This window comes from Ensifer sp. GW823-FHT05D09 (assembly GCF_058795755.1).
The window spans coordinates 26,091-43,561 of the sequence record NZ_JBXAIA010000002.1 but is presented as its reverse complement, the minus strand read 5'-3'; the positions used below and the strand labels follow the sequence as shown (position 1 = coordinate 43,561).

Below are 17,471 nucleotides of genomic sequence, written 5' to 3'. Positions count from 1 at the left end.
AAAACCGCATCTGATGCGGCCCCGTTCCTCTCGCTTGCCAATGAAGCCTTGCGGAGGAAGCGGTGCGTGCCGCGACGCGGCACGCACCTTGATGTTTCTTATTCGGCTGCGTCAGGCAGCTGACCTGCACCGAGTTCGTCGACCTTGGTGTTCTCGAGTTCGACCGAGAGGCCAAGCGAGCGCATTTCCTTGACGAGAACGTTGAAGCTCTCAGGAATACCCGCTTCGAAGGTATCGTCGCCACGGACAATCGCTTCGTAGACCTTCGTACGGCCGGCCACGTCGTCCGACTTCACCGTCAGCATTTCCTGCAGGGTGTAGGCGGCGCCGTAGGCTTCGAGCGCCCAGACTTCCATTTCCCCGAAGCGCTGACCGCCGAACTGCGCCTTGCCGCCCAGCGGCTGCTGGGTAACGAGCGAGTAAGGACCGATCGAACGGGCGTGGATCTTGTCGTCGACAAGGTGGTTCAGCTTCAGCATGTAGATGTAGCCAACCGTCACCTGACGGTCGAACTGATCGCCTGTACGGCCATCATACAGCGTCGACTGGCCGCTGACCTTGAGGCCCGCCTGCTCCAGCATCTCGTTGACGTCGGCTTCGACAGCACCGTCGAAGACCGGCGTTGCGATCGAAACGCCACGACGGGTCTGCTCGGCAAGCCGTACGATCGACGCGTCGTCGTACTGCTTGATCGGCTCACCCTTCGGGCCCGACCCGATGACGCTGTCGATGGTATCGCGCAGCGGCTGGATATCGGCACCCGCCTTATAGGCATCGAGCATCGCACCGATCTTCTTGCCCATGCCGGCGCAAGCCCAGCCAAGATGGGTTTCGAGGATCTGGCCGACGTTCATGCGCGAAGGCACGCCGAGCGGGTTCAGAACGACGTCGACGTGCGTACCATCTTCCAGGAACGGCATGTCTTCGATCGGCACGATACGCGACACGACACCCTTGTTGCCGTGACGGCCGGCCATCTTGTCGCCCGGCTGGATCTTGCGCTTAACAGCGACGAAGACCTTGACCATCTTCATGACACCAGGAGGCATTTCGTCGCCGCGCTGGACCTTTTCGACCTTGTCCATGAAGCGCTGTTCAAGGCGCGACTTGGATTCGTCGTACTGGGCGCGAAGCGCTTCGATCTCGCCCTGAGCCTTTTCGTCTTCGATGGCAAACATCCACCACTGCGAGCGGGGATATTCGCTGACGACGAGGTTGGACAGCTCAGTGCCCTTCTTGAAGCCCTTCGGACCTGCAACCGCAGTGTGACCGCGCAGCATGTCGACGAGACGTGCGTAGACGTTGCGATCGAGGATCGCCTGTTCGTCGTCGCGGTCCTTTGCCAGGCGTTCGATTTCCTCGCGCTCGATAGCCATCGCGCGCTCGTCCTTCTCAACGCCATGGCGATTGAAGACGCGAACTTCGACGACGGTGCCGAACGTGCCCGGGGGCATGCGCATGGACGTGTCGCGGACGTCGGAAGCCTTTTCACCGAAGATGGCGCGCAGAAGCTTTTCTTCCGGCGTCATCGGGCTTTCGCCCTTCGGCGTGATCTTGCCGACCAGGATATCGCCTGGCTGAACTTCCGCACCGATGTAGACGATGCCGGCTTCGTCGAGATTACGCAGCGCTTCTTCCGAAACGTTCGGAATGTCGCGGGTAATTTCTTCCGGGCCGAGCTTCGTGTCGCGCGCCATCACTTCGAATTCTTCGATGTGGATGGAGGTGAACACGTCGTCGCGCACGATACGCTCGGAGAGCAGGATCGAGTCTTCGTAGTTGTAACCGTTCCAGGGCATGAACGCGACGAGCGCGTTGCGGCCGAGCGCCAGATCGCCGAGATCGGTCGACGGACCGTCAGCGATGATGTCGCCCTTGTTCAGGACGTCACCGACGGTGACCAGCGGGCGCTGGTTGACGCAGGTGTTCTGGTTCGAACGCTGGAACTTCTGCAGACGATAGATATCGACGCCCGACTTCGACGGATCGAGGTCTTCGGTGGCGCGGATAACGATACGCGTGGCATCGACCTGGTCGACGACACCGCCACGACGGGCTGCAATGGCAGCGCCGGAGTCACGGGCAACGACTGGTTCCATGCCAGTACCGACGAACGGAGCTTCGGCGCGCAGCAGAGGCACGGCCTGACGCTGCATGTTCGAGCCCATGAGTGCGCGGTTGGCGTCGTCGTTCTCGAGGAACGGGATGAGCGCGGCTGCGACCGAAACGAGCTGCTTCGGCGAAACGTCCATCAGGTTGATGTTGTCGCGCGGTGCCAGCATAACTTCGCCGGAATGGCGGCAAACGACGAATTCTTCCGAGAACGAACCATCGCTCTCGAGAACCGAGTTTGCCTGGGCGACGTGATACTTGGCTTCTTCCATCGCCGAGAGATAGACGACGTCATTCGTCACCTTGCCGTCAACGATCTTGCGGTACGGGCTTTCGATGAAGCCGTACTTGTTGACGCGAGCAAAGGTTGCGAGCGAGTTGATCAGACCGATGTTCGGGCCTTCCGGCGTTTCAATCGGGCAGATACGGCCGTAGTGGGTCGGGTGAACGTCGCGGACTTCGAAGCCTGCGCGCTCGCGGGTCAGACCGCCCGGGCCAAGTGCCGAAAGACGGCGCTTGTGGGTGATTTCCGAAAGCGGGTTCACCTGGTCCATGAACTGCGACAGCTGCGACGAGCCGAAGAATTCGCGGACGGCTGCTGCAGCCGGCTTGGCGTTGATCAGGTCCTGCGGCATGACGGTATCGATTTCGATCGACGACATGCGTTCCTTGATCGCGCGCTCCATGCGGAGCAGACCAAGGCGGTACTGGTTTTCCATCAGTTCGCCGACCGAACGAACACGGCGGTTGCCGAGGTTGTCGATGTCGTCGATTTCGCCCTTGCCGTCACGCAGTTCGACCAGCATCTTGACGACAGCCAGGATGTCTTCCTTGCGCAGGATACGAACCGTGTCAGCAACTTCGAGGTCGAGGCGCATGTTCATCTTCACGCGGCCAACGGCCGAGAGATCGTAACGCTCGGCATCGAAGAACAGCGTGTTGAACATGGCTTCCGCGGAATCCATGGTCGGCGGTTCGCCCGGACGCATCACGCGGTAGATATCGAACAGAGCGTCCTGACGGTTCTCGTTCTTGTCTACGGTCAGCGTGTTGCGGATGTAGGCGCCGACATTGATGTGGTCGATGTCGAGAACCGGGATTTCGTCGAAGCCTGCCGACAGGATGACGGGAAGCGTCTTCTCGTCGATCTCGTCGCCTGCTTCGAGGTAGATTTCACCGGTCGCGAAGTTGACGATGTCTTCGGCAAGGTAGTTGCCATAGAGGTCGTCATCGGTCGCCTTGAGAGCCTTCAGGCCCTTGTCCTGCAACTGGCGCAGCAGGCGCGGCGTCAGCTTCTTGCCGGCTTCGACGACGACTTCGCCGGTGTCGGCGTCGACCATCTCGGTGATCGCCTTCTGGCCCTTCAGCGCATCCGGCTGGAACGGCACGCGCCAGCCTGCGCCGTCGCGCTGGTAGAGCGACTTCGTATAGAAGGTGTCGAGGATTTCCTCGCCGTCCATGCCAAGCGCCATCAACAGCGAAGACACGGGGATCTTGCGGCGACGGTCGATACGGGCGTGAACGATGTCCTTCGCGTCGAACTCGATGTCCAGCCAGGAACCGCGATACGGGATCACGCGAGCCGCGAAGAGCAGCTTGCCGGAAGAATGGCTCTTGCCCTTGTCGTGGTCGAAGAACACGCCCGGGGAGCGGTGCATCTGCGAAACGATGACGCGCTCGGTGCCATTGACGATGAAGGTACCGTTGTCGGTCATGAGCGGCATGTCGCCCATGTAGACGTTCTGTTCCTTGATGTCCTTGATCGACTTCGCGCCGGTATCCTCGTCAATATCGAACACGATCAGACGCAGCGTCACCTTCAGCGGCGCTGCGTAGGTCAGATCGCGCTGACGGCATTCTTCGACGTCAAACTTCGGCTGTTCGAATTCGTAGGAAACGAACTCGAGCATTGAAGCGCCGGAGAAATCCTTGATCGGGAAAACCGATTTGAAAACGGCCTGAAGGCCCTCATCAGGGCGTCCGCCCTTGGGCTCTTCAACCATAAGAAACTGGTCGTAGGATGCCTTCTGAACCTCGATGAGGTTCGGCATCTCCGCGACTTCTGGAATTTTACCAAAAAACTTGCGTACGCGCCTGCGACCGTTAAACGAAAGGGTCTGAGCCATCGTCGCTCCTTGTCAATCTTGCATCCGGGCCTGCAACGGACGGGAACCGATGGCCAGTCGACCCCGTCAATCAATGAGTAGTTCAATCTCGTCTAACTTGCGGAAAACACCCAGCGCGGATTGCTGTGCCGATTTCCGTTCGAGACCATCCTCTTGAAGAACCCATTACCCAAAAGCCGTTTTGCGACAGGCTTTTGGGTAATATGTTCTAAAAACGGTCAAAGAGAGGCGGCCGAAATGGCCACCTCCCCTTGCAAAATGCCGAATTACTTGACGTCAACCTTGGCGCCAGCGTCTTCGAGCTTCTTCTTGAGGTCAGCAGCTTCAGCCTTGGAAACTGCTTCCTTGACCGGCTTCGGAGCGCCTTCGACCAGGTCCTTGGCTTCCTTGAGGCCGAGACCGGTGATGGCGCGGACTTCCTTGATGACGTTGATCTTGTTGGCGCCAGCGTCAACGAGGATAACGTCAAATTCGGTCTTTTCTTCTTCAACCGGTGCAGCAGCGCCAGCGCCGCCAGCAGCAGCAACAGCTACCGGAGCAGCTGCAGAAACGCCCCACTTCTCTTCGAGCAGCTTGGAAAGCTCAGCAGCTTCCAGGACGGTCAGCGAGGAGAGGTCTTCAACGATCTTTGCGAGATCAGCCATTTTACTTTTCCTTTTGTTCGGTTCGAACTGGTTTTAAATACAACAGCGAAAATCCGCCTTAGGCGGCTTCGTCCTTCTTGGCATAGGCGGCGAACACGCGGGCAAGCTGGCTTGCCGGTGCTGCAACAACCGTAGCAACGCGGGTTGCCGGGGCATTGAGAAGGCCCAGCAGCTTTGCGCGCAGCTCGTCCAGCGAAGGCAGGGTCGCGAGCGACTTGACTGCTTCGGCGGTGAGCGTGGTTGTTCCCATGGAGCCACCGAGGACAACGAGCTTGTCGTTGGTCTTGGCGAAATCCATGACGACCTTAGGAGCCGTGATCGGGTCTTGGCTGAATGCGATCAGCGTCTGACCCTTGAAGAGATTTGTCATCCCTTCCGACTCGGTGCCCTGAAGAGCGATCTTGGCCAGGCGGTTTTTCGCGACTTTGACGGTGCCGCCAGCAGCGCGCATCTTCGAACGGAAGTCGTTCATCTGCGCAACTGTGACACCAGCATAGTGGGCCACGACAACCGAACCGGAAGCCTTGAAGACTTCGTTCAGCTCCGTGACGAATTCGCGTTTTTCCGCTCTTTCCACTGTCTGTCTCCAGTAGGCAGGGTTGCAATGATGCAGCCCCGCCGGGTTTGCCTTTGTCACCAGGGATCATCTTACGAAGATCCCGAGCAACGCTTGAGGATCCTGTCCCTTGGCGTTCCCGGAAAGCCGGGTCTGACACAAGGCAAGCGAGGCTCGAACCGAATTTCGACGCCTCCGGCGTCATTGCGAAATTCAGATCTTACCCGTCTCATGCAGGCCGAAGTGATTAAGGTAAAACCACCCGCAATCTCGGACAGGAGTTCCGGATCGAGATCCGGATTTCCGGCCCCGAAGAGCCGGAAATTCTTTCCCGGGCCAAAGCCCGAAATTCTTTAGGCGACGCTGAGCGTTGCCGGGTCGATCTTCAGGCCCGGGCCCATGGTCGACGAGATGGCTACGCGCTTGACGTAGTTGCCCTTTGCGCCAGCAGGCTTGGCCTTGACGACCGCGTCAGCGAAGGCGCGGATGTTTTCTTCCAGAGCCTTGGCGTCGAACGATGCCTTGCCGATACCGGCGTGGATGATACCAGCCTTCTCGACGCGGAACTCGACAGCGCCGCCCTTGGATGCCTTGACGGCACCGGCAACGTCCATGGTGACCGTTCCGACCTTCGGGTTCGGCATCATGCCACGCGGGCCGAGAACCTTACCGAGACGGCCGACGAGCGGCATCATGTCCGGGGTCGCGATGCAACGATCGAAGTCGATCTTGCCGCCCTGGACGATTTCGACGAGCTCTTCAGCGCCGACGATGTCCGCGCCGGCAGCCTTGGCTTCGTCAGCCTTGGCACCACGTGCGAACACGGCAACACGAACCGTGCGGCCCGTGCCGTTCGGCAGATTGACGACGCCACGGACCATCTGGTCGGCGTGGCGCGGGTCAACGCCGAGGTTCATCGCGACTTCAACAGTCTCGTCGAACTTGGCAGTTGCACGTTCCTTGACCAGCGAAACGGCTTCAGTGAGGCCGTAGATCTTCGTCGGGTCGATGCCCTCGCGGGACTTCTGTACACGCTTTGCAATCTTCGCCATGGTCTTAGCCCGCCACTTCCAGGCCCATGGAGCGGGCAGAACCCTCGACCATTGCCATTGCGCCTTCGATATCGGCCGCGTTGAGGTCCTTCATCTTGGCCTCTGCGATCGTGCGGATCTGAGCCTTGGTGATCGAGCCAGCCTTGGCCTTACCTGGGGTCTTCGAACCGGAGGTGATCTTCGATTCCTTCTTCAGGAAGTAGCTGACCGGCGGCTGCTTCATGACGAAGGTGAACGACTTGTCCTGGTAATAGGTGATGACGACCGGGATCGGCATACCCTTTTCCATTTCCTGCGTGGCGGCATTGAACGCCTTGCAGAATTCCATGATGTTAATGCCACGCTGACCGAGTGCAGGACCGATCGGCGGGGACGGATTGGCCGACCCTGCCTTCACCTGCAGCTTGAGCTGGCCTGCAACTTTCTTAGCCATTTCTCTCTGCCTCTCATTGCCTCATCCCGACGGATCGAAACGAGGAACTGTTACGCCGGTTTCCCGGCATTCTGCCGATCAGGGATCGGCGGCTGCGGTTGCGTGGTACGGACCCTTCGACCTGGCTAAGGCCGACATCCTTCCACGCGCATGCGGATTTCTCCGCCAGGGCAGGCCTAAACGACTTGCCCAATCTCTCTTGATCTTCTCAGACCTTCTCGACCTGGCCGTATTCCAGTTCGACAGGGGTCGCACGACCGAAAATCGAAACCTCGACCTTCAGGCGCGACCGCTCCTCGTCGACATCCTGAACGATGCCGTTGAACGAGGCGAACGGACCATCCGAGACACGAACCTGCTCGCCGATCTCGAACGAGACAGACGGCTTCGGACGCTCGACACCATCCTGGACCTGGCCAAGGATACGGTCGGCTTCGTGATCCGGAATCGGAACAGGCTTGCTGTCGGTCCCGAGGAAGCCGGTGACCTTCGGCGTATTCTTGATGAGGTGATAAGCCTCATCCGTCAGGTTGGCGCGCACCAGGACGTAACCCGGGAAAAACTTGCGCTCGGCATCAACCTTACGACCGCGGCGAACCTCGACAACCTTTTCGGTCGGAACGAGGATCTTTTCGAAGAGGTGCGAAAGACCCTTTTGCTTGGCCTTCTCCTCGATCGACTCAGCCACCTTCTTTTCGAAATTCGAATAGGCGTGAACAATATACCAGCGTGCAGCCATACTACCCTCCACCCAATCAAGCGCCAGCGTTGAGGACTAGGCCAATCAGCCAACCCATCAACTGGTCCGCAGCAAAGAAGAAGGCAGCGGCAAAAAAGACCATCACAAATACCATCAGCGTCGAGATCATCGTCTCGCGCCTGGATGGCCAAGTTACTTTCGACGCCTCTGAGCGAACCTGCTGCAGAAACGTAAACGGATTCGTTTTGGATGCCATGTAATGCTCACGCCATTACGGCGCGTAAAGCCGATGATTCAGCCCCACGCACCGCGTGTCTGTTTGGACCCTACATAAAGACCGATTCCACAAATCACAAGAGGTATTCGGTCTTTTCTGTGAATTTCGATGGTCGGCCTATCCGACCTCCTTCCGCCCTACCCGGCTTTGAGCCGTTTGCAATGGCGAAGGCAATGGCAGGGGCAGCCGGGCTTGAACCGACGACCTGCGGTTTTGGAGACCGCCGCTCTACCAACTGAGCTATACCCCTAGTCGCTCCAGCCGGTCATTCTCGAACCGGTCAGTGCATCAAGTCAGCGGCTTATTATTCAGTTTATCGGGCGATGACAAGCGTCTTTGACGGAAAAGATTCAAATTCTTGTGGCAAAAACCGCAACAGCGCGTGATGTGCCTTTTCACCCCGCGCCGCGCCCTCCATTGCGCGCAATATGCGCGCCATTGAAGCGGCAGTCGCGCCGGCCCGACGGCCGCATTACGACGGCATTGACAGGGCCGTCAATCACACGGGCGGTAAAAACGTCGCACGAGCTTGGTACTGGACCGCGCAGCCAGATGCCTCCTTACGCCTCCCCTCACACGGAATTCCCGCAAGGGTACGGCGGCGCCCCTGCCCGGCGGCTCGCCAAACTTTGTTCAAAACGACGAAAGCCCCGCCGTTTCCAGCGGGGCCTTCTGAACCGAAATAATCCGGAGATTACTCGACGATCGAAGCGACGATGCCGGCGCCGACGGTGCGGCCGCCTTCGCGGATAGCGAAGCGCAGCTTTTCTTCCATCGCGATCGGAACGATCAGCTCAACGGCAACGGTGACGTTGTCGCCAGGCATAACCATTTCCGTGCCTTCCGGAAGCGTCACGATACCGGTCACGTCCGTCGTGCGGAAGTAGAACTGCGGACGGTAGTTCGTGAAGAACGGCGTATGACGACCGCCTTCTTCCTTCGTCAGGATGTAGGCTTCGGCCATGAACTTCTTGTGCGGCTTGACCGAACCCGGCTTGCACAGGATCTGACCACGCTCAACGCCATCACGGTTAACACCACGAACCAGCGCGCCGATGTTGTCGCCGGCCTGGCCCTGGTCGAGCAGCTTGCGGAACATTTCAACGCCCGTAACCGTCGTCTTCGACGTGTCGCGGATGCCGACGATTTCAACTTCTTCGCCGACCTTGACGATGCCGCGCTCAACGCGACCGGTCACAACCGTACCACGGCCCGAGATCGAGAACACGTCTTCGATCGGCATCAGGAACGGAAGGTCGATCGGACGCTCAGGCGTCGGGATGTAGGCGTCGACAGCAGCCATCAGCTCGCGGATCGCGTCTTCACCGATCTTCTTGTCGGAATCTTCAAGAGCAGCAAGCGCCGAACCCTTGATGATCGGAATGTCGTCGCCCGGGAATTCGTAGGACGACAGAAGTTCGCGAACTTCAAGCTCGACGAGCTCGAGAAGCTCGGCGTCGTCAACCTGGTCGACCTTGTTGAGGAACACGACGATTGCCGGAACGCCAACCTGGCGAGCAAGCAGGATGTGCTCGCGGGTCTGCGGCATCGGGCCGTCAGCAGCCGAGCAAACCAGGATCGCGCCGTCCATCTGCGCAGCACCGGTGATCATGTTCTTGACGTAGTCGGCGTGGCCGGGGCAGTCGACGTGCGCGTAGTGACGGTTCGGCGTCTCATACTCAACGTGAGCCGTCGAAATCGTGATACCACGGGCCTTTTCTTCCGGAGCAGCGTCGATCTGGTCGTACGCCTTGTACTCGCCGAAGTACTTCGTGATCGCTGCGGTCAGCGACGTCTTGCCATGGTCAACGTGGCCAATCGTGCCAATGTTAACGTGCGGCTTGTTGCGCTCAAATTTGCTCTTTGCCATGGGTACGTTTCCTGTGGTCAAGTATGATTGATCAGCCGGCGGGGCCGGTTTGTGGAGCCGTTTAAGGGTTTCAAGGGATTTGCGCAAGACTTAATTGCGTGCGCCCGGACCGGCCACGGCGGCCATTTCATACCGCCATGTAAGAACGGCGCATCCGGGATGCAAGTCGGGCCGATTCGCGAACCGCCTGGCTGCGTGAGAAAAGCGCAAACAACAGTTTACGAAGGGCAGTTGAAACGGAGCATTAACAGTGGGAATGTGTCGGCGCTGCTGGAGCGGGTAGCGGGAATCGAACCCGCGTATTCAGCTTGGAAGGCTGCTGCTCTACCATTGAGCTATACCCGCGGGCCTTCGATCCAGAAGCAGAATGGTGGAGGGAGTTGGATTTGAACCAACGTAGGCGAAGCCAACGGATTTACAGTCCGTCCCCTTTAACCACTCGGGCATCCCTCCATTATTCTGTCGGGATCAAGTCGACCAAGCATTTGAGATCGTGAGACAACCAGCAATTTGTCGTGGCCGCCTCTCGTTCTGCGGGGGGTATATGACGGCCCGCCTTGCTCCTGTCAACACGCCTAAACGGAAATTTTTGGGAATTTCTCCGCAGGCCCGTTTTATCCACTGCCATCGAATTCCATTCCCAGGTCACAAGAAGCGCTCTATAAGGCGGACATGAGCAAAGATGACATCGGCGACAAGAGCGCCAAGAACACCCACTACGCCACTCTCAGACGCGCCCACCGCGACGCCAAGCGCGAGCGCGGGGAGATCCCGACACCCAAGCAGGATCGCTGGCGCAAACAGCCCGGCGACTGGAAGCCGCCAGCGCTCGCACCCGAACAGGTGCTGCTCTACGGCCTTCATACGGTTCGTGCAGCACTCGACAACCCGTCGCGCAAGATCGTTCGCCTGTGCGTGACGCAGAACGCAGCCGCAAGGCTCGAACTCGGCGAAGTGTCAGAACTCCCCTTCCCGGTCGAGACCGTGGCGCCACAAGATCTCGACAAGATCCTCGGTCCTGACGCGATCCACCAGGGCGTGATGCTCGAAACCAAGCCGCTACCGCTGCGCAAGCTCGAAGCGCTCAGCGAATGCCAACTCATTCTCGTGCTCGACCAGGTGACCGATCCGCACAATGTCGGTGCGATCATGCGCTCGGCTGTCGCATTCGATGCCGGCGCCCTGATCACCACCATTCGCCACAGCCCGACCGAATCAGGCGTTCTGGCAAAGTCGGCTTCCGGCGCCCTGGAAATGATCCCCTATATCCAGATCACCAATCTTTCCGACACGATCGAGGAACTGCACCGCCTCGGCTTCCACACGATCGGCCTTGATTCGGAAGGACCGGAGCCGCTCGAGGGCACGTTTGCCGGCGGCAAGGTCGCGCTGGTGCTTGGTTCAGAGGGCAAGGGTCTCAGGCAGAAGACCCGCTCGACTGTCAAGGCGCTCGCCCGGCTCGACATGCCCGGCGCAATCAAGTCGCTCAACGTCTCGAATGCAGCAGCGATCGCCATGTATGCGGCCCGTCAGTTCCTGAGCAAGTGAGCAGTTCGGTCTTTCAAGGCCGCCAAACGCCTGCAGAATCCTCCGGACACGAAGAGCCGGGGGATTTTCTGACCGAACATACCTGCTGATGGGCGAGACCGATCGATTCGACCGGTCGCACGACGCGGCGACATCGAGCGCCGATACACAGCCTCAGCGCCTTTCTTGCAGCCGTCAAAACCGCGTCACCGCGTCTTCGCCAGTACGAAGCCATCGGCTCTGATTGCTCGCGGTCGGGCACCCCTCACGCAGCTTCCTCCAGGTGGTGACGTTGAGGTTCATCTCGCAGCGCGCGAGATAGGAAGTCCCGTCCACACGCAGACAGGCTGTCTGGCCGAGTTCATATTTGGAGCCGTCGCGATTGCGACACGTGCAGTCAGCATCAGGCGGAGACGCATATGCTGCACCGGCGGTCGTAAGCGCGACCACCGCAGCGATGACAGCCAAGGGCCTTCTCCGCCAGTCTCTCATGAGCACATTATAATACAGAAATACCGACGCGGAAACGGACAATGCCGGCTGCATGGCAACCGGCACCGTCCGCAATGGGGGCCAACGCCCCTTCATCGAACCACTGACGTGATCCGCTGAACTCTTGACTTAGCTGGCCAGGCGAAGAACGGTGCCTTCGGCAATGGTCTTTTCAGCTTCGGCGATCGCGAACTGCTTGGAGTCGGCGCTGAGGTTCAGGCCCTCGGCGCGGACAAACTCAACGTCGGTGATACCGAAGAAGCCGAAGACCGTCTTCAGGTAGGCTTCCTGGTGATCCATGGCCGAAGCCGGGCCGGCAGAATAGTGGCCGCCACGGGTCGAGGCGACAATGACCTTCTTGCCCTTGGCGAGGCCTTCCGGGCCAGATTCGGTGTAGCGGAAGGTCTTGCCGGAGACAGCCAGACGATCGATCCAGGCTTTGAGCTGGCTCGGGATGGAAAAATTGTACATCGGAGCGCCGACGACGACCGTGTCGGCGGCCAGGAACTCCTCGAGCATCTCGCGGCCGATCGTGACTTCGGCAGCGAGGCCGGCGTCGACACCAGCGAGATCGGCAGGTGCCATGATCTGTGCGCCGGTCAGATGGGGGATCTGGCTGGATGCGAGATCGCGGTAGGTCACCTTGGCATCCGGGCGGTCTGCCTGGATCTGGGCGGTGATAGCAGCTGTCAGGCGACGGGAGACGGAATGATCACCGAGGATACCCGAGTCGATGTGAAGGACGTTCATGGGAAGCACCTTTGTGTTGGCGTTGCGGTGCATCACATATGATTTGAAAACAATCGCGCGATAAGTCCGCGGTTATTTGACATACTGTTTCCAGATGGAAACAATGAAACCTGGATACCGCGGCGGGAGACGAAAAACAGATGCAGGACCTAAACGACCTCGCCCTCTTCGCTGCCGTCGTGCGCAACAACGGTTTCAGTGCGGCGGCGCGCGATCTGAATATACCCAAATCCAAGCTGAGCAAACACGTGGCGCGCCTTGAAGAGCAGCTTGGTGTGCGACTGTTGGAACGCTCGACGCGCAAGCTTCGCGTCACCGAGATCGGCCGGGTCTTCTATGAGCATTGCCAGAGCCTGCTCGATGGCGTCGCAGTCGCTGAAGCCGAGATCGCAGCCGTCAGGGCCGAGCCGACCGGCACGGTCCGCCTCGCCTGCCCGCTCGGCTTCACACCGATGCTCGCCGATATTCTGCCGGCGTTTCACCGCCGCTACCCCGGCGTCCGTCTGCTGATTACGGCGACCAACCGGCGGATCGACCTGATCGAGGAGCGGATCGATGTTGCACTGCGTGCCCGCGATCAGCTCGACACCGACAATCAGCTGATCATCCGCAGGTTCGGCGAGGTGCGCCAGAGACTTGCGGCCAGCCCCACACTGCTCACCCGCTTCGACGACGTCACGATCGACACTCTCGGCGAAATGCCGACACTGTCGATGAACGAGAGCCACACAACCGATGTCTGGCGCCTGGTCGATACGGAAGGAAACACCGCCGAAATTTCGCACCGACCGATCATCGGCTGCAGCGATTTTCTCATCCTGGAACGTGCGGCCATCGAAGGCATGGGCGTGGCGCTTCTGCCTGACCACATTTGCGAACGTGCCTTCCGGGCCGGCGTGCTTGCTCCGGTGCTTCCCGAATGGAGTTCGGGCGACGTCGTCGTTCACCTCGTTTTCCCCTCGCGTCACGGCATGTTGCCGGCGACCCGCGCCCTGATCGACTATCTGGCCGACAATCTCCTGAACGCCATGCAGAAATGCCGCGAGATTGTTCCCAAGGGGGCCGGGTCGTTCGAGATTTGAGCGCGCAAGCAGTTGCAGACAAGCACTGCAAAGCGCAGCGCTTCGCATCACCAGACGATATCGCCCAGGGCGCGTTAGGGTGCGCCAAGCGTTCCGACGGCTGACCGCGCGGGCGCACAGCAAGCATCGCTTATATGCCGGATCGCGGCCTTACGAGTTCAATAGCTATCGGGAAAAAGTGGTGCCCCCACCAGGACTCGAACCCGGGACCCCCTGATTACAAATTATCTAAATATTGGGCGATTTCCGCTACTTAGCTATAAATCCCTGTCCGACATTGTCGGCCCTTGTGGCGCGGTTGATCGAGGTCACCGCGCCAATTTCCCGAGCATAAAGCGGTTGCCACTTCGGTTTCCACAGCCTCGGCAGCGCAGGCGGATTGCCAGCTGATTGATATAGGCGCCTGCTGAAAACCGGCGTTGAAGCTCCCAACGATCGAGCCAGGCCTCCCGTTCGCACTTTGAGCAATGTGCTCCTAGCACATACCATTCGGAAAGCTTGTCGAAGGTCAGCCAGGCCAGCTCCGAGGCGTTGCCCAGATACTGCGCGCCGAGCTTGTTCGGATCCAGCTCTATGCCCTTTCGATGCTTCATGTTCTTTTTCTGTTCTCATCGAGACCCAGAGTCAAGATTGAAGCGGGCCGCGCAGATCAGTGAGGGCCGGCCTTGAACCAGCCCAGAACCTTGAGCGTGTTTTCGTACAGCGTCACGGTCGCAACGAAGACCGCCACCACCGTCAGGATCAAAAGCCGCATCCAGCGCCCGACCGTGCGCAGCTCGCGCACCAGCTTGAAGCCGTCGCGCACGTCGTCGGCCGGCAAGTCGACCAGGGCTTTCAGTGTTTCAAGCTCGTCCTCGCGAAGGGTAGCCAGCCATTCGCGGGTATCGTGGGGCAGCTCGATGAGCCTGGCCGGCGCGTTCATGACATCATCCATTCTTACAGCACCGAAACCTTGCAGGTCGGCGCCGTCGATCCTGTGAGTGACACAAAAACATTTCCGGCCGAGGTGAACCGGAGCTGCTGCTTAACATCGCCTTTGCCGTCAACGTCGCCGATCGCCAGCTTGGTATCGGGCACGGGGACGATGTCGCCGCCCTCGACCTGCGTGAACACGCGCAGCGTGCCGCCGCCGAGGCTGCCGCTGTAGCTGAGAACGCGATAGCCAGCATCGCTGCGCGCCTCGATACCGAACGACACGCCCGTGGCGGCAGTATCGGCAGTAAGTGTCCTTATTGGCATGTCAGCCTCCTACTTGCGGCAGCCGGGATCCCGCCGGCACTGGTGATTGTTGGAAGAGATTGCGGGCCCAGCGGTCGCGTCCTGCGATGCCGCCCGGGCCGCGGCCGCATCGGTGAAGCGGACAAACTGATATCCGGCCCCGTCAGTCGCAGGCGCTGTCTGGCAGGCCGCTGTCACGCATGAACAGGACACAACGATCGCGAGCCGGAAGCTTGCTGAAATTCGCATTGTTCTTCTCCAAGGTCTGGATCCGTTCGAGCGCCGCCTTGCTGGCGTCGATCGCGGCCTGGTCGCGTTCGAGCCGCTTGCCGTAGTGAGCGGCCGGCAGGGCCATGAGGGCTGCGCCGACGATCGCGCCGATAATGCCGGGGATCCATTTCATCGGCCGCCCCCTTGGGCTTCCGCGTCGCTGGCAATCACCGCCGGCCGCGGCCGCATCCAGATATTGACCAGGAAGGCCGCCGCGAGCACCCAGCGCTGATATTCCGCCGGCACAAGGGCCAGCATCTCGGGGGAGTTCAAAAGCTCCGGCGCGAGGATCGCGAGCGTCAGGACGAGATTGACGATCCAGGTGCGAAACCGGACGATGCGTTCAACGAGCCTTTTCATTCCGGCCTCCGAAGAGCTTGACCAGGAGCGCGAGGAAGGCTGCCCATCCGGAAGGCTTGGCAGCCGGTGCAGGAGGAGGCGTGGGGGCAACCTCAGGAACGGGCGGCAGTCGAGCCGCCGCCTGGATCTTCGCAAGCATCGCCTCGACGCGCTCTGGCTTCACCAGTGCCTTGTTGAGCGCATCGCCGGAATAGTAACTCTGGCCGCGCTCGACGAGTTGATGACGCCCCTTGCAGGCAGACAGGACGGGGAAGCTTGCCCATTCCTGCGCCAATGCCTTGCCGAAGGCGATCGTCGACGCTTCGCCGGCAATGAACTTTTCGTACCCGCGGCGCAGCAACAGGTAGTAGCCGAGGCGCTGCTGTAGGTTCTTGTCGAACGGCATGTCGCCGCGAAGCGAAGGGATCTCGTTGCAGATGCCGATCAGGGTCTCGCGCATGAACTGGGGACCGCCGGCGGCACTGGACTTGAAGCGCTTCGTCCAGCTTTTCTGCGCGTCGATCACCTCGCCCAGCGTCATTTGTGTGAGCGGCTTGGGCAGCTTGTCCTGGTTGTTGCCATAGATCGTGTCGTAGCCCTGCGGCGCCTCGATGCCGACGATGAAATCGAGCAGCAGCAATGCGGGCGCCGGGATGATGGTCGGAAGCGTCTTGCTCATGAAAATCGGCCCCAGTGTTTCAGACTGGAGCCGAGATTAAGGTGTTGAGAAACGCGTCAAATGCGCGGGCAGTGCCGAGGCCTTGCCCTACTGCGCCTCGTAGGAGCCGTTGATGATCACCGTGTCGGCGGACGTAAACGGAAAGGCGTTGCTGTAGTCGGAAACGAAGACGGTCGCGCTGCCGGCGCCGCCGGTTGCCCCCTGCAGCATCTTGCCCGAAGCGCTGGCCCGGCCGGGTAGCACATGCGAGGCCTTCACAGCGGCCGGAAGCCCGAGGTTCAACGAGGCCGCGCAGGTGCCGATCGTCGTGATCGTCACCGTGATCCGGATCTGCACCGTCTTCCCGAAGCTCTTGTAGGCGCCGGACGCCGATGCACTGCCGATCGTGCCCGTGCCGCACGCGATCGTCGGCGTGTAAGTCGCCCAGGCGGGATCCGAGGGTGCGTTGACGGCGCCGGTATCGGAAACCTCAAACAGGGTCGCGTTGTCGGCCGCGTTACGGACCTGCAGGAAACCGCCATTGTTCCGGACGGTCTTTGCGGTAGTCGAGCCGATGACGATATCGCCCGGCTGCTGCGAGCCGGTGAGCGACTTCGTTCCGCGCACCCGGAAGAAGGTGTTTGCAGCCGACCGGTCCGTGGTCGCCAGCAGCACGTTCTGCCATCCGGTCGCAGCATCCGACGGAAGATAGGCGCCGGCGGTGAAGGCGGCATAATTCGTGCCTGTGAAGCTTTCGACGTAGGAGCCATAGCCGCTACCGCCCGACATGTCGGTCGAGGGCGCCATATAGGGGGCGTAGGAGTGCACCGCGTTCAGCGTCGTTCCTGCCGGATTGACGAATGCGGCGCGCAGCTCATAGCCGAGCGCGCCGCCGGTGTCGTCGCCGGTCCCGCTCTTTACCTTGGTCGCCGCCCCGAGCAACGGCGCGGCATCGCCTTTGCGCCCCTGCTGGACGACCAGGTAGTTTGCCAGCGTCTCACCTTCCACGGTCGACGTCAGATAGTTTTTCTTGGTGACGGAAAACAATGCCGCCACGTCGGCGGTCGCCGGCCCGAATGCGCCACTGCCGTGCACGGTCATTGCACTGGTGAGGCCCACCAGCGCGTTGCCCACATGGGTCGCGTTCGTATCGGTGAAAATGTAGCTCTGGCCGCGATAGGTGCCGAACGGGATGATGTTCAGCCCATCGGCACCCATCAGTGTTCCCGGCGCAGTGCTCTGATGCCGGATCTTGAATGGGCCGGCGAGGTTCGCCTCCCGGGCATTGAGAACGGGTGCCGATTGCGCGAAGGCCGCGGCAGGCAGAAGAGCGAAGAGCAGCGCTATTGCATGCTTTCTCATGGG

19 protein-coding genes and 3 tRNA genes are annotated in these 17,471 nt (G+C 60.2%); 2 read left to right on the top strand and 20 right to left on the bottom strand.

Going from position 1 to position 17,471, the window contains the following annotated elements; genetic code table 11:
• Nucleotides 1-98: 98 nt before the first annotated feature.
• From rpoB to AC1Q80_RS05820, 11 genes are all read right to left on the bottom strand, one after another.
• Nucleotides 99-4,238 carry a DNA-directed RNA polymerase subunit beta gene (gene rpoB, locus AC1Q80_RS05870; protein WP_492359908.1) on the bottom strand — a complete coding sequence of 1,380 codons (4,140 nt, stop codon included), beginning with the start codon at nt 4,236-4,238 and terminating at the stop codon, nt 99-101.
• A 266-nt stretch (nt 4,239-4,504) separates the two neighbouring features.
• On the bottom strand, nt 4,505-4,882 hold the full coding sequence (rplL, locus tag AC1Q80_RS05865) for a 50S ribosomal protein L7/L12 (RefSeq protein WP_025426658.1): 378 nt from the start codon (nt 4,880-4,882) through the stop codon (nt 4,505-4,507).
• A 58-nt stretch (nt 4,883-4,940) separates the two neighbouring features.
• Nucleotides 4,941-5,459, bottom strand: coding sequence for a 50S ribosomal protein L10 (rplJ, locus tag AC1Q80_RS05860; protein WP_025426657.1), 519 nt, complete (start codon nt 5,457-5,459; stop codon nt 4,941-4,943).
• Nucleotides 5,460-5,791: 332 nt separating this feature from the next.
• A complete protein-coding gene (rplA, locus tag AC1Q80_RS05855; protein WP_025426656.1) occupies nt 5,792-6,490 on the bottom strand; it encodes a 50S ribosomal protein L1 in 699 nt (232 codons plus the stop codon).
• A gap of 4 nt (nt 6,491-6,494) precedes the next feature.
• Nucleotides 6,495-6,923, bottom strand: a complete 429-nt coding sequence (rplK, locus tag AC1Q80_RS05850) for a 50S ribosomal protein L11 (RefSeq protein ID WP_053247107.1) — start codon at nt 6,921-6,923, stop codon at nt 6,495-6,497.
• Between the two features lie 208 nt (nt 6,924-7,131).
• Entirely contained in the window at nt 7,132-7,662 is a 531-nt protein-coding gene (gene nusG, locus AC1Q80_RS05845) for a transcription termination/antitermination protein NusG (RefSeq protein WP_077498435.1), read from the bottom strand.
• Nucleotides 7,663-7,678: 16 nt separating this feature from the next.
• Entirely contained in the window at nt 7,679-7,879 is a 201-nt protein-coding gene (gene secE, locus AC1Q80_RS05840) for a preprotein translocase subunit SecE (protein WP_025426653.1), read from the bottom strand.
• A 195-nt stretch (nt 7,880-8,074) separates the two neighbouring features.
• A tRNA-Trp gene (locus AC1Q80_RS05835) sits at nt 8,075-8,150 on the bottom strand.
• 444 nt (nt 8,151-8,594) lie between these two features.
• Complete coding sequence (gene tuf / locus AC1Q80_RS05830) at nt 8,595-9,770, bottom strand: elongation factor Tu (protein ID WP_173419732.1); 1,176 nt, start codon at nt 9,768-9,770, stop codon at nt 8,595-8,597.
• 271 nt (nt 9,771-10,041) lie between these two features.
• Nucleotides 10,042-10,115: transfer RNA gene (locus AC1Q80_RS05825), tRNA-Gly, on the bottom strand.
• Between the two features lie 23 nt (nt 10,116-10,138).
• Nucleotides 10,139-10,223 (bottom strand) — tRNA-Tyr (locus AC1Q80_RS05820).
• Nucleotides 10,224-10,442: 219 nt separating this feature from the next.
• On the opposite strand from AC1Q80_RS05820, the gene AC1Q80_RS05815 reads away from it, so the two are divergent.
• Entirely contained in the window at nt 10,443-11,318 is an 876-nt protein-coding gene (locus AC1Q80_RS05815) for a TrmH family RNA methyltransferase (protein WP_173419731.1), read from the top strand.
• Between the two features lie 174 nt (nt 11,319-11,492).
• On the opposite strand, the gene AC1Q80_RS05810 is transcribed toward AC1Q80_RS05815, so the two are convergent.
• Nucleotides 11,493-11,789 (bottom strand): hypothetical protein, encoded by a 297-nt coding sequence (locus AC1Q80_RS05810; protein ID WP_234902874.1) that lies wholly within the window; start codon nt 11,787-11,789, stop codon nt 11,493-11,495.
• Nucleotides 11,790-11,918: 129 nt separating this feature from the next.
• Nucleotides 11,919-12,539 (bottom strand): FMN-dependent NADH-azoreductase, encoded by a 621-nt coding sequence (locus AC1Q80_RS05805; RefSeq protein ID WP_173419730.1) that lies wholly within the window; start codon nt 12,537-12,539, stop codon nt 11,919-11,921.
• A gap of 140 nt (nt 12,540-12,679) precedes the next feature.
• On the opposite strand from AC1Q80_RS05805, the gene AC1Q80_RS05800 reads away from it, so the two are divergent.
• The gene (locus AC1Q80_RS05800; protein WP_492359907.1) at nt 12,680-13,621 is read left to right on the top strand and encodes a LysR family transcriptional regulator; all 942 of its coding nucleotides are present in this window, start codon (nt 12,680-12,682) and stop codon (nt 13,619-13,621) included.
• Between the two features lie 308 nt (nt 13,622-13,929).
• Here AC1Q80_RS05800 and AC1Q80_RS05795 read toward each other — a convergent pair whose 3' ends face one another.
• From AC1Q80_RS05795 to AC1Q80_RS05765, 7 genes are all read right to left on the bottom strand, one after another.
• Complete coding sequence (locus AC1Q80_RS05795) at nt 13,930-14,214, bottom strand: hypothetical protein (RefSeq protein WP_492359906.1); 285 nt, start codon at nt 14,212-14,214, stop codon at nt 13,930-13,932.
• A 56-nt stretch (nt 14,215-14,270) separates the two neighbouring features.
• Entirely contained in the window at nt 14,271-14,543 is a 273-nt protein-coding gene (locus AC1Q80_RS05790; RefSeq protein ID WP_492359905.1) for a hypothetical protein, read from the bottom strand.
• Between the two features lie 14 nt (nt 14,544-14,557).
• On the bottom strand, nt 14,558-14,860 hold the full coding sequence (locus AC1Q80_RS05785) for a hypothetical protein (RefSeq protein ID WP_492359904.1): 303 nt from the start codon (nt 14,858-14,860) through the stop codon (nt 14,558-14,560).
• A 142-nt stretch (nt 14,861-15,002) separates the two neighbouring features.
• Nucleotides 15,003-15,242, bottom strand: a complete 240-nt coding sequence (locus AC1Q80_RS05780; protein WP_492359903.1) for a hypothetical protein — start codon at nt 15,240-15,242, stop codon at nt 15,003-15,005.
• Entirely contained in the window at nt 15,239-15,469 is a 231-nt protein-coding gene (locus tag AC1Q80_RS05775) for a hypothetical protein (protein WP_492359902.1), read from the bottom strand. Before AC1Q80_RS05775 ends, AC1Q80_RS05780 begins: the two co-directional genes overlap by 4 nt.
• A complete protein-coding gene (locus AC1Q80_RS05770) occupies nt 15,453-16,127 on the bottom strand; it encodes a lysozyme family protein (RefSeq protein ID WP_492359901.1) in 675 nt (224 codons plus the stop codon). Before AC1Q80_RS05770 ends, AC1Q80_RS05775 begins: the two co-directional genes overlap by 17 nt.
• A gap of 87 nt (nt 16,128-16,214) precedes the next feature.
• Nucleotides 16,215-17,468: a hypothetical protein gene (locus tag AC1Q80_RS05765; RefSeq protein ID WP_492359900.1), complete on the bottom strand. Its 1,254-nt coding sequence runs from the start codon at nt 17,466-17,468 to the stop codon at nt 16,215-16,217.
• Between the last annotated feature and the right edge of the window lie 3 nt (nt 17,469-17,471).

Coding starts and splice junctions, on each gene's coding strand:
- rpoB (WP_492359908.1), bottom strand. CDS start 4,238: ATGGCTCAGACCCTTTCGTTTAACGGTCGCAGGCGCGTACGCAAGTTT.
- rplL (WP_025426658.1), bottom strand. CDS start 4,882: ATGGCTGATCTCGCAAAGATCGTTGAAGACCTCTCCTCGCTGACCGTC.
- rplA (WP_025426656.1), bottom strand. CDS start 6,490: ATGGCGAAGATTGCAAAGCGTGTACAGAAGTCCCGCGAGGGCATCGAC.
- rplK (WP_053247107.1), bottom strand. CDS start 6,923: ATGGCTAAGAAAGTTGCAGGCCAGCTCAAGCTGCAGGTGAAGGCAGGG.
- nusG (WP_077498435.1), bottom strand. CDS start 7,662: ATGGCTGCACGCTGGTATATTGTTCACGCCTATTCGAATTTCGAAAAG.
- secE (WP_025426653.1), bottom strand. CDS start 7,879: ATGGCATCCAAAACGAATCCGTTTACGTTTCTGCAGCAGGTTCGCTCA.
- tuf (WP_173419732.1), bottom strand. CDS start 9,770: ATGGCAAAGAGCAAATTTGAGCGCAACAAGCCGCACGTTAACATTGGC.
- AC1Q80_RS05815 (WP_173419731.1), top strand. CDS start 10,443: ATGAGCAAAGATGACATCGGCGACAAGAGCGCCAAGAACACCCACTAC.
- AC1Q80_RS05810 (WP_234902874.1), bottom strand. CDS start 11,789: ATGAGAGACTGGCGGAGAAGGCCCTTGGCTGTCATCGCTGCGGTGGTC.
- AC1Q80_RS05805 (WP_173419730.1), bottom strand. CDS start 12,539: ATGAACGTCCTTCACATCGACTCGGGTATCCTCGGTGATCATTCCGTC.
- AC1Q80_RS05800 (WP_492359907.1), top strand. CDS start 12,680: ATGCAGGACCTAAACGACCTCGCCCTCTTCGCTGCCGTCGTGCGCAAC.
- AC1Q80_RS05795 (WP_492359906.1), bottom strand. CDS start 14,214: ATGAAGCATCGAAAGGGCATAGAGCTGGATCCGAACAAGCTCGGCGCG.
- AC1Q80_RS05790 (WP_492359905.1), bottom strand. CDS start 14,543: ATGAACGCGCCGGCCAGGCTCATCGAGCTGCCCCACGATACCCGCGAA.
- AC1Q80_RS05785 (WP_492359904.1), bottom strand. CDS start 14,860: ATGCCAATAAGGACACTTACTGCCGATACTGCCGCCACGGGCGTGTCG.
- AC1Q80_RS05780 (WP_492359903.1), bottom strand. CDS start 15,242: ATGAAATGGATCCCCGGCATTATCGGCGCGATCGTCGGCGCAGCCCTC.
- AC1Q80_RS05775 (WP_492359902.1), bottom strand. CDS start 15,469: ATGAAAAGGCTCGTTGAACGCATCGTCCGGTTTCGCACCTGGATCGTC.
- AC1Q80_RS05770 (WP_492359901.1), bottom strand. CDS start 16,127: ATGAGCAAGACGCTTCCGACCATCATCCCGGCGCCCGCATTGCTGCTG.
- AC1Q80_RS05765 (WP_492359900.1), bottom strand. CDS start 17,468: ATGAGAAAGCATGCAATAGCGCTGCTCTTCGCTCTTCTGCCTGCCGCG.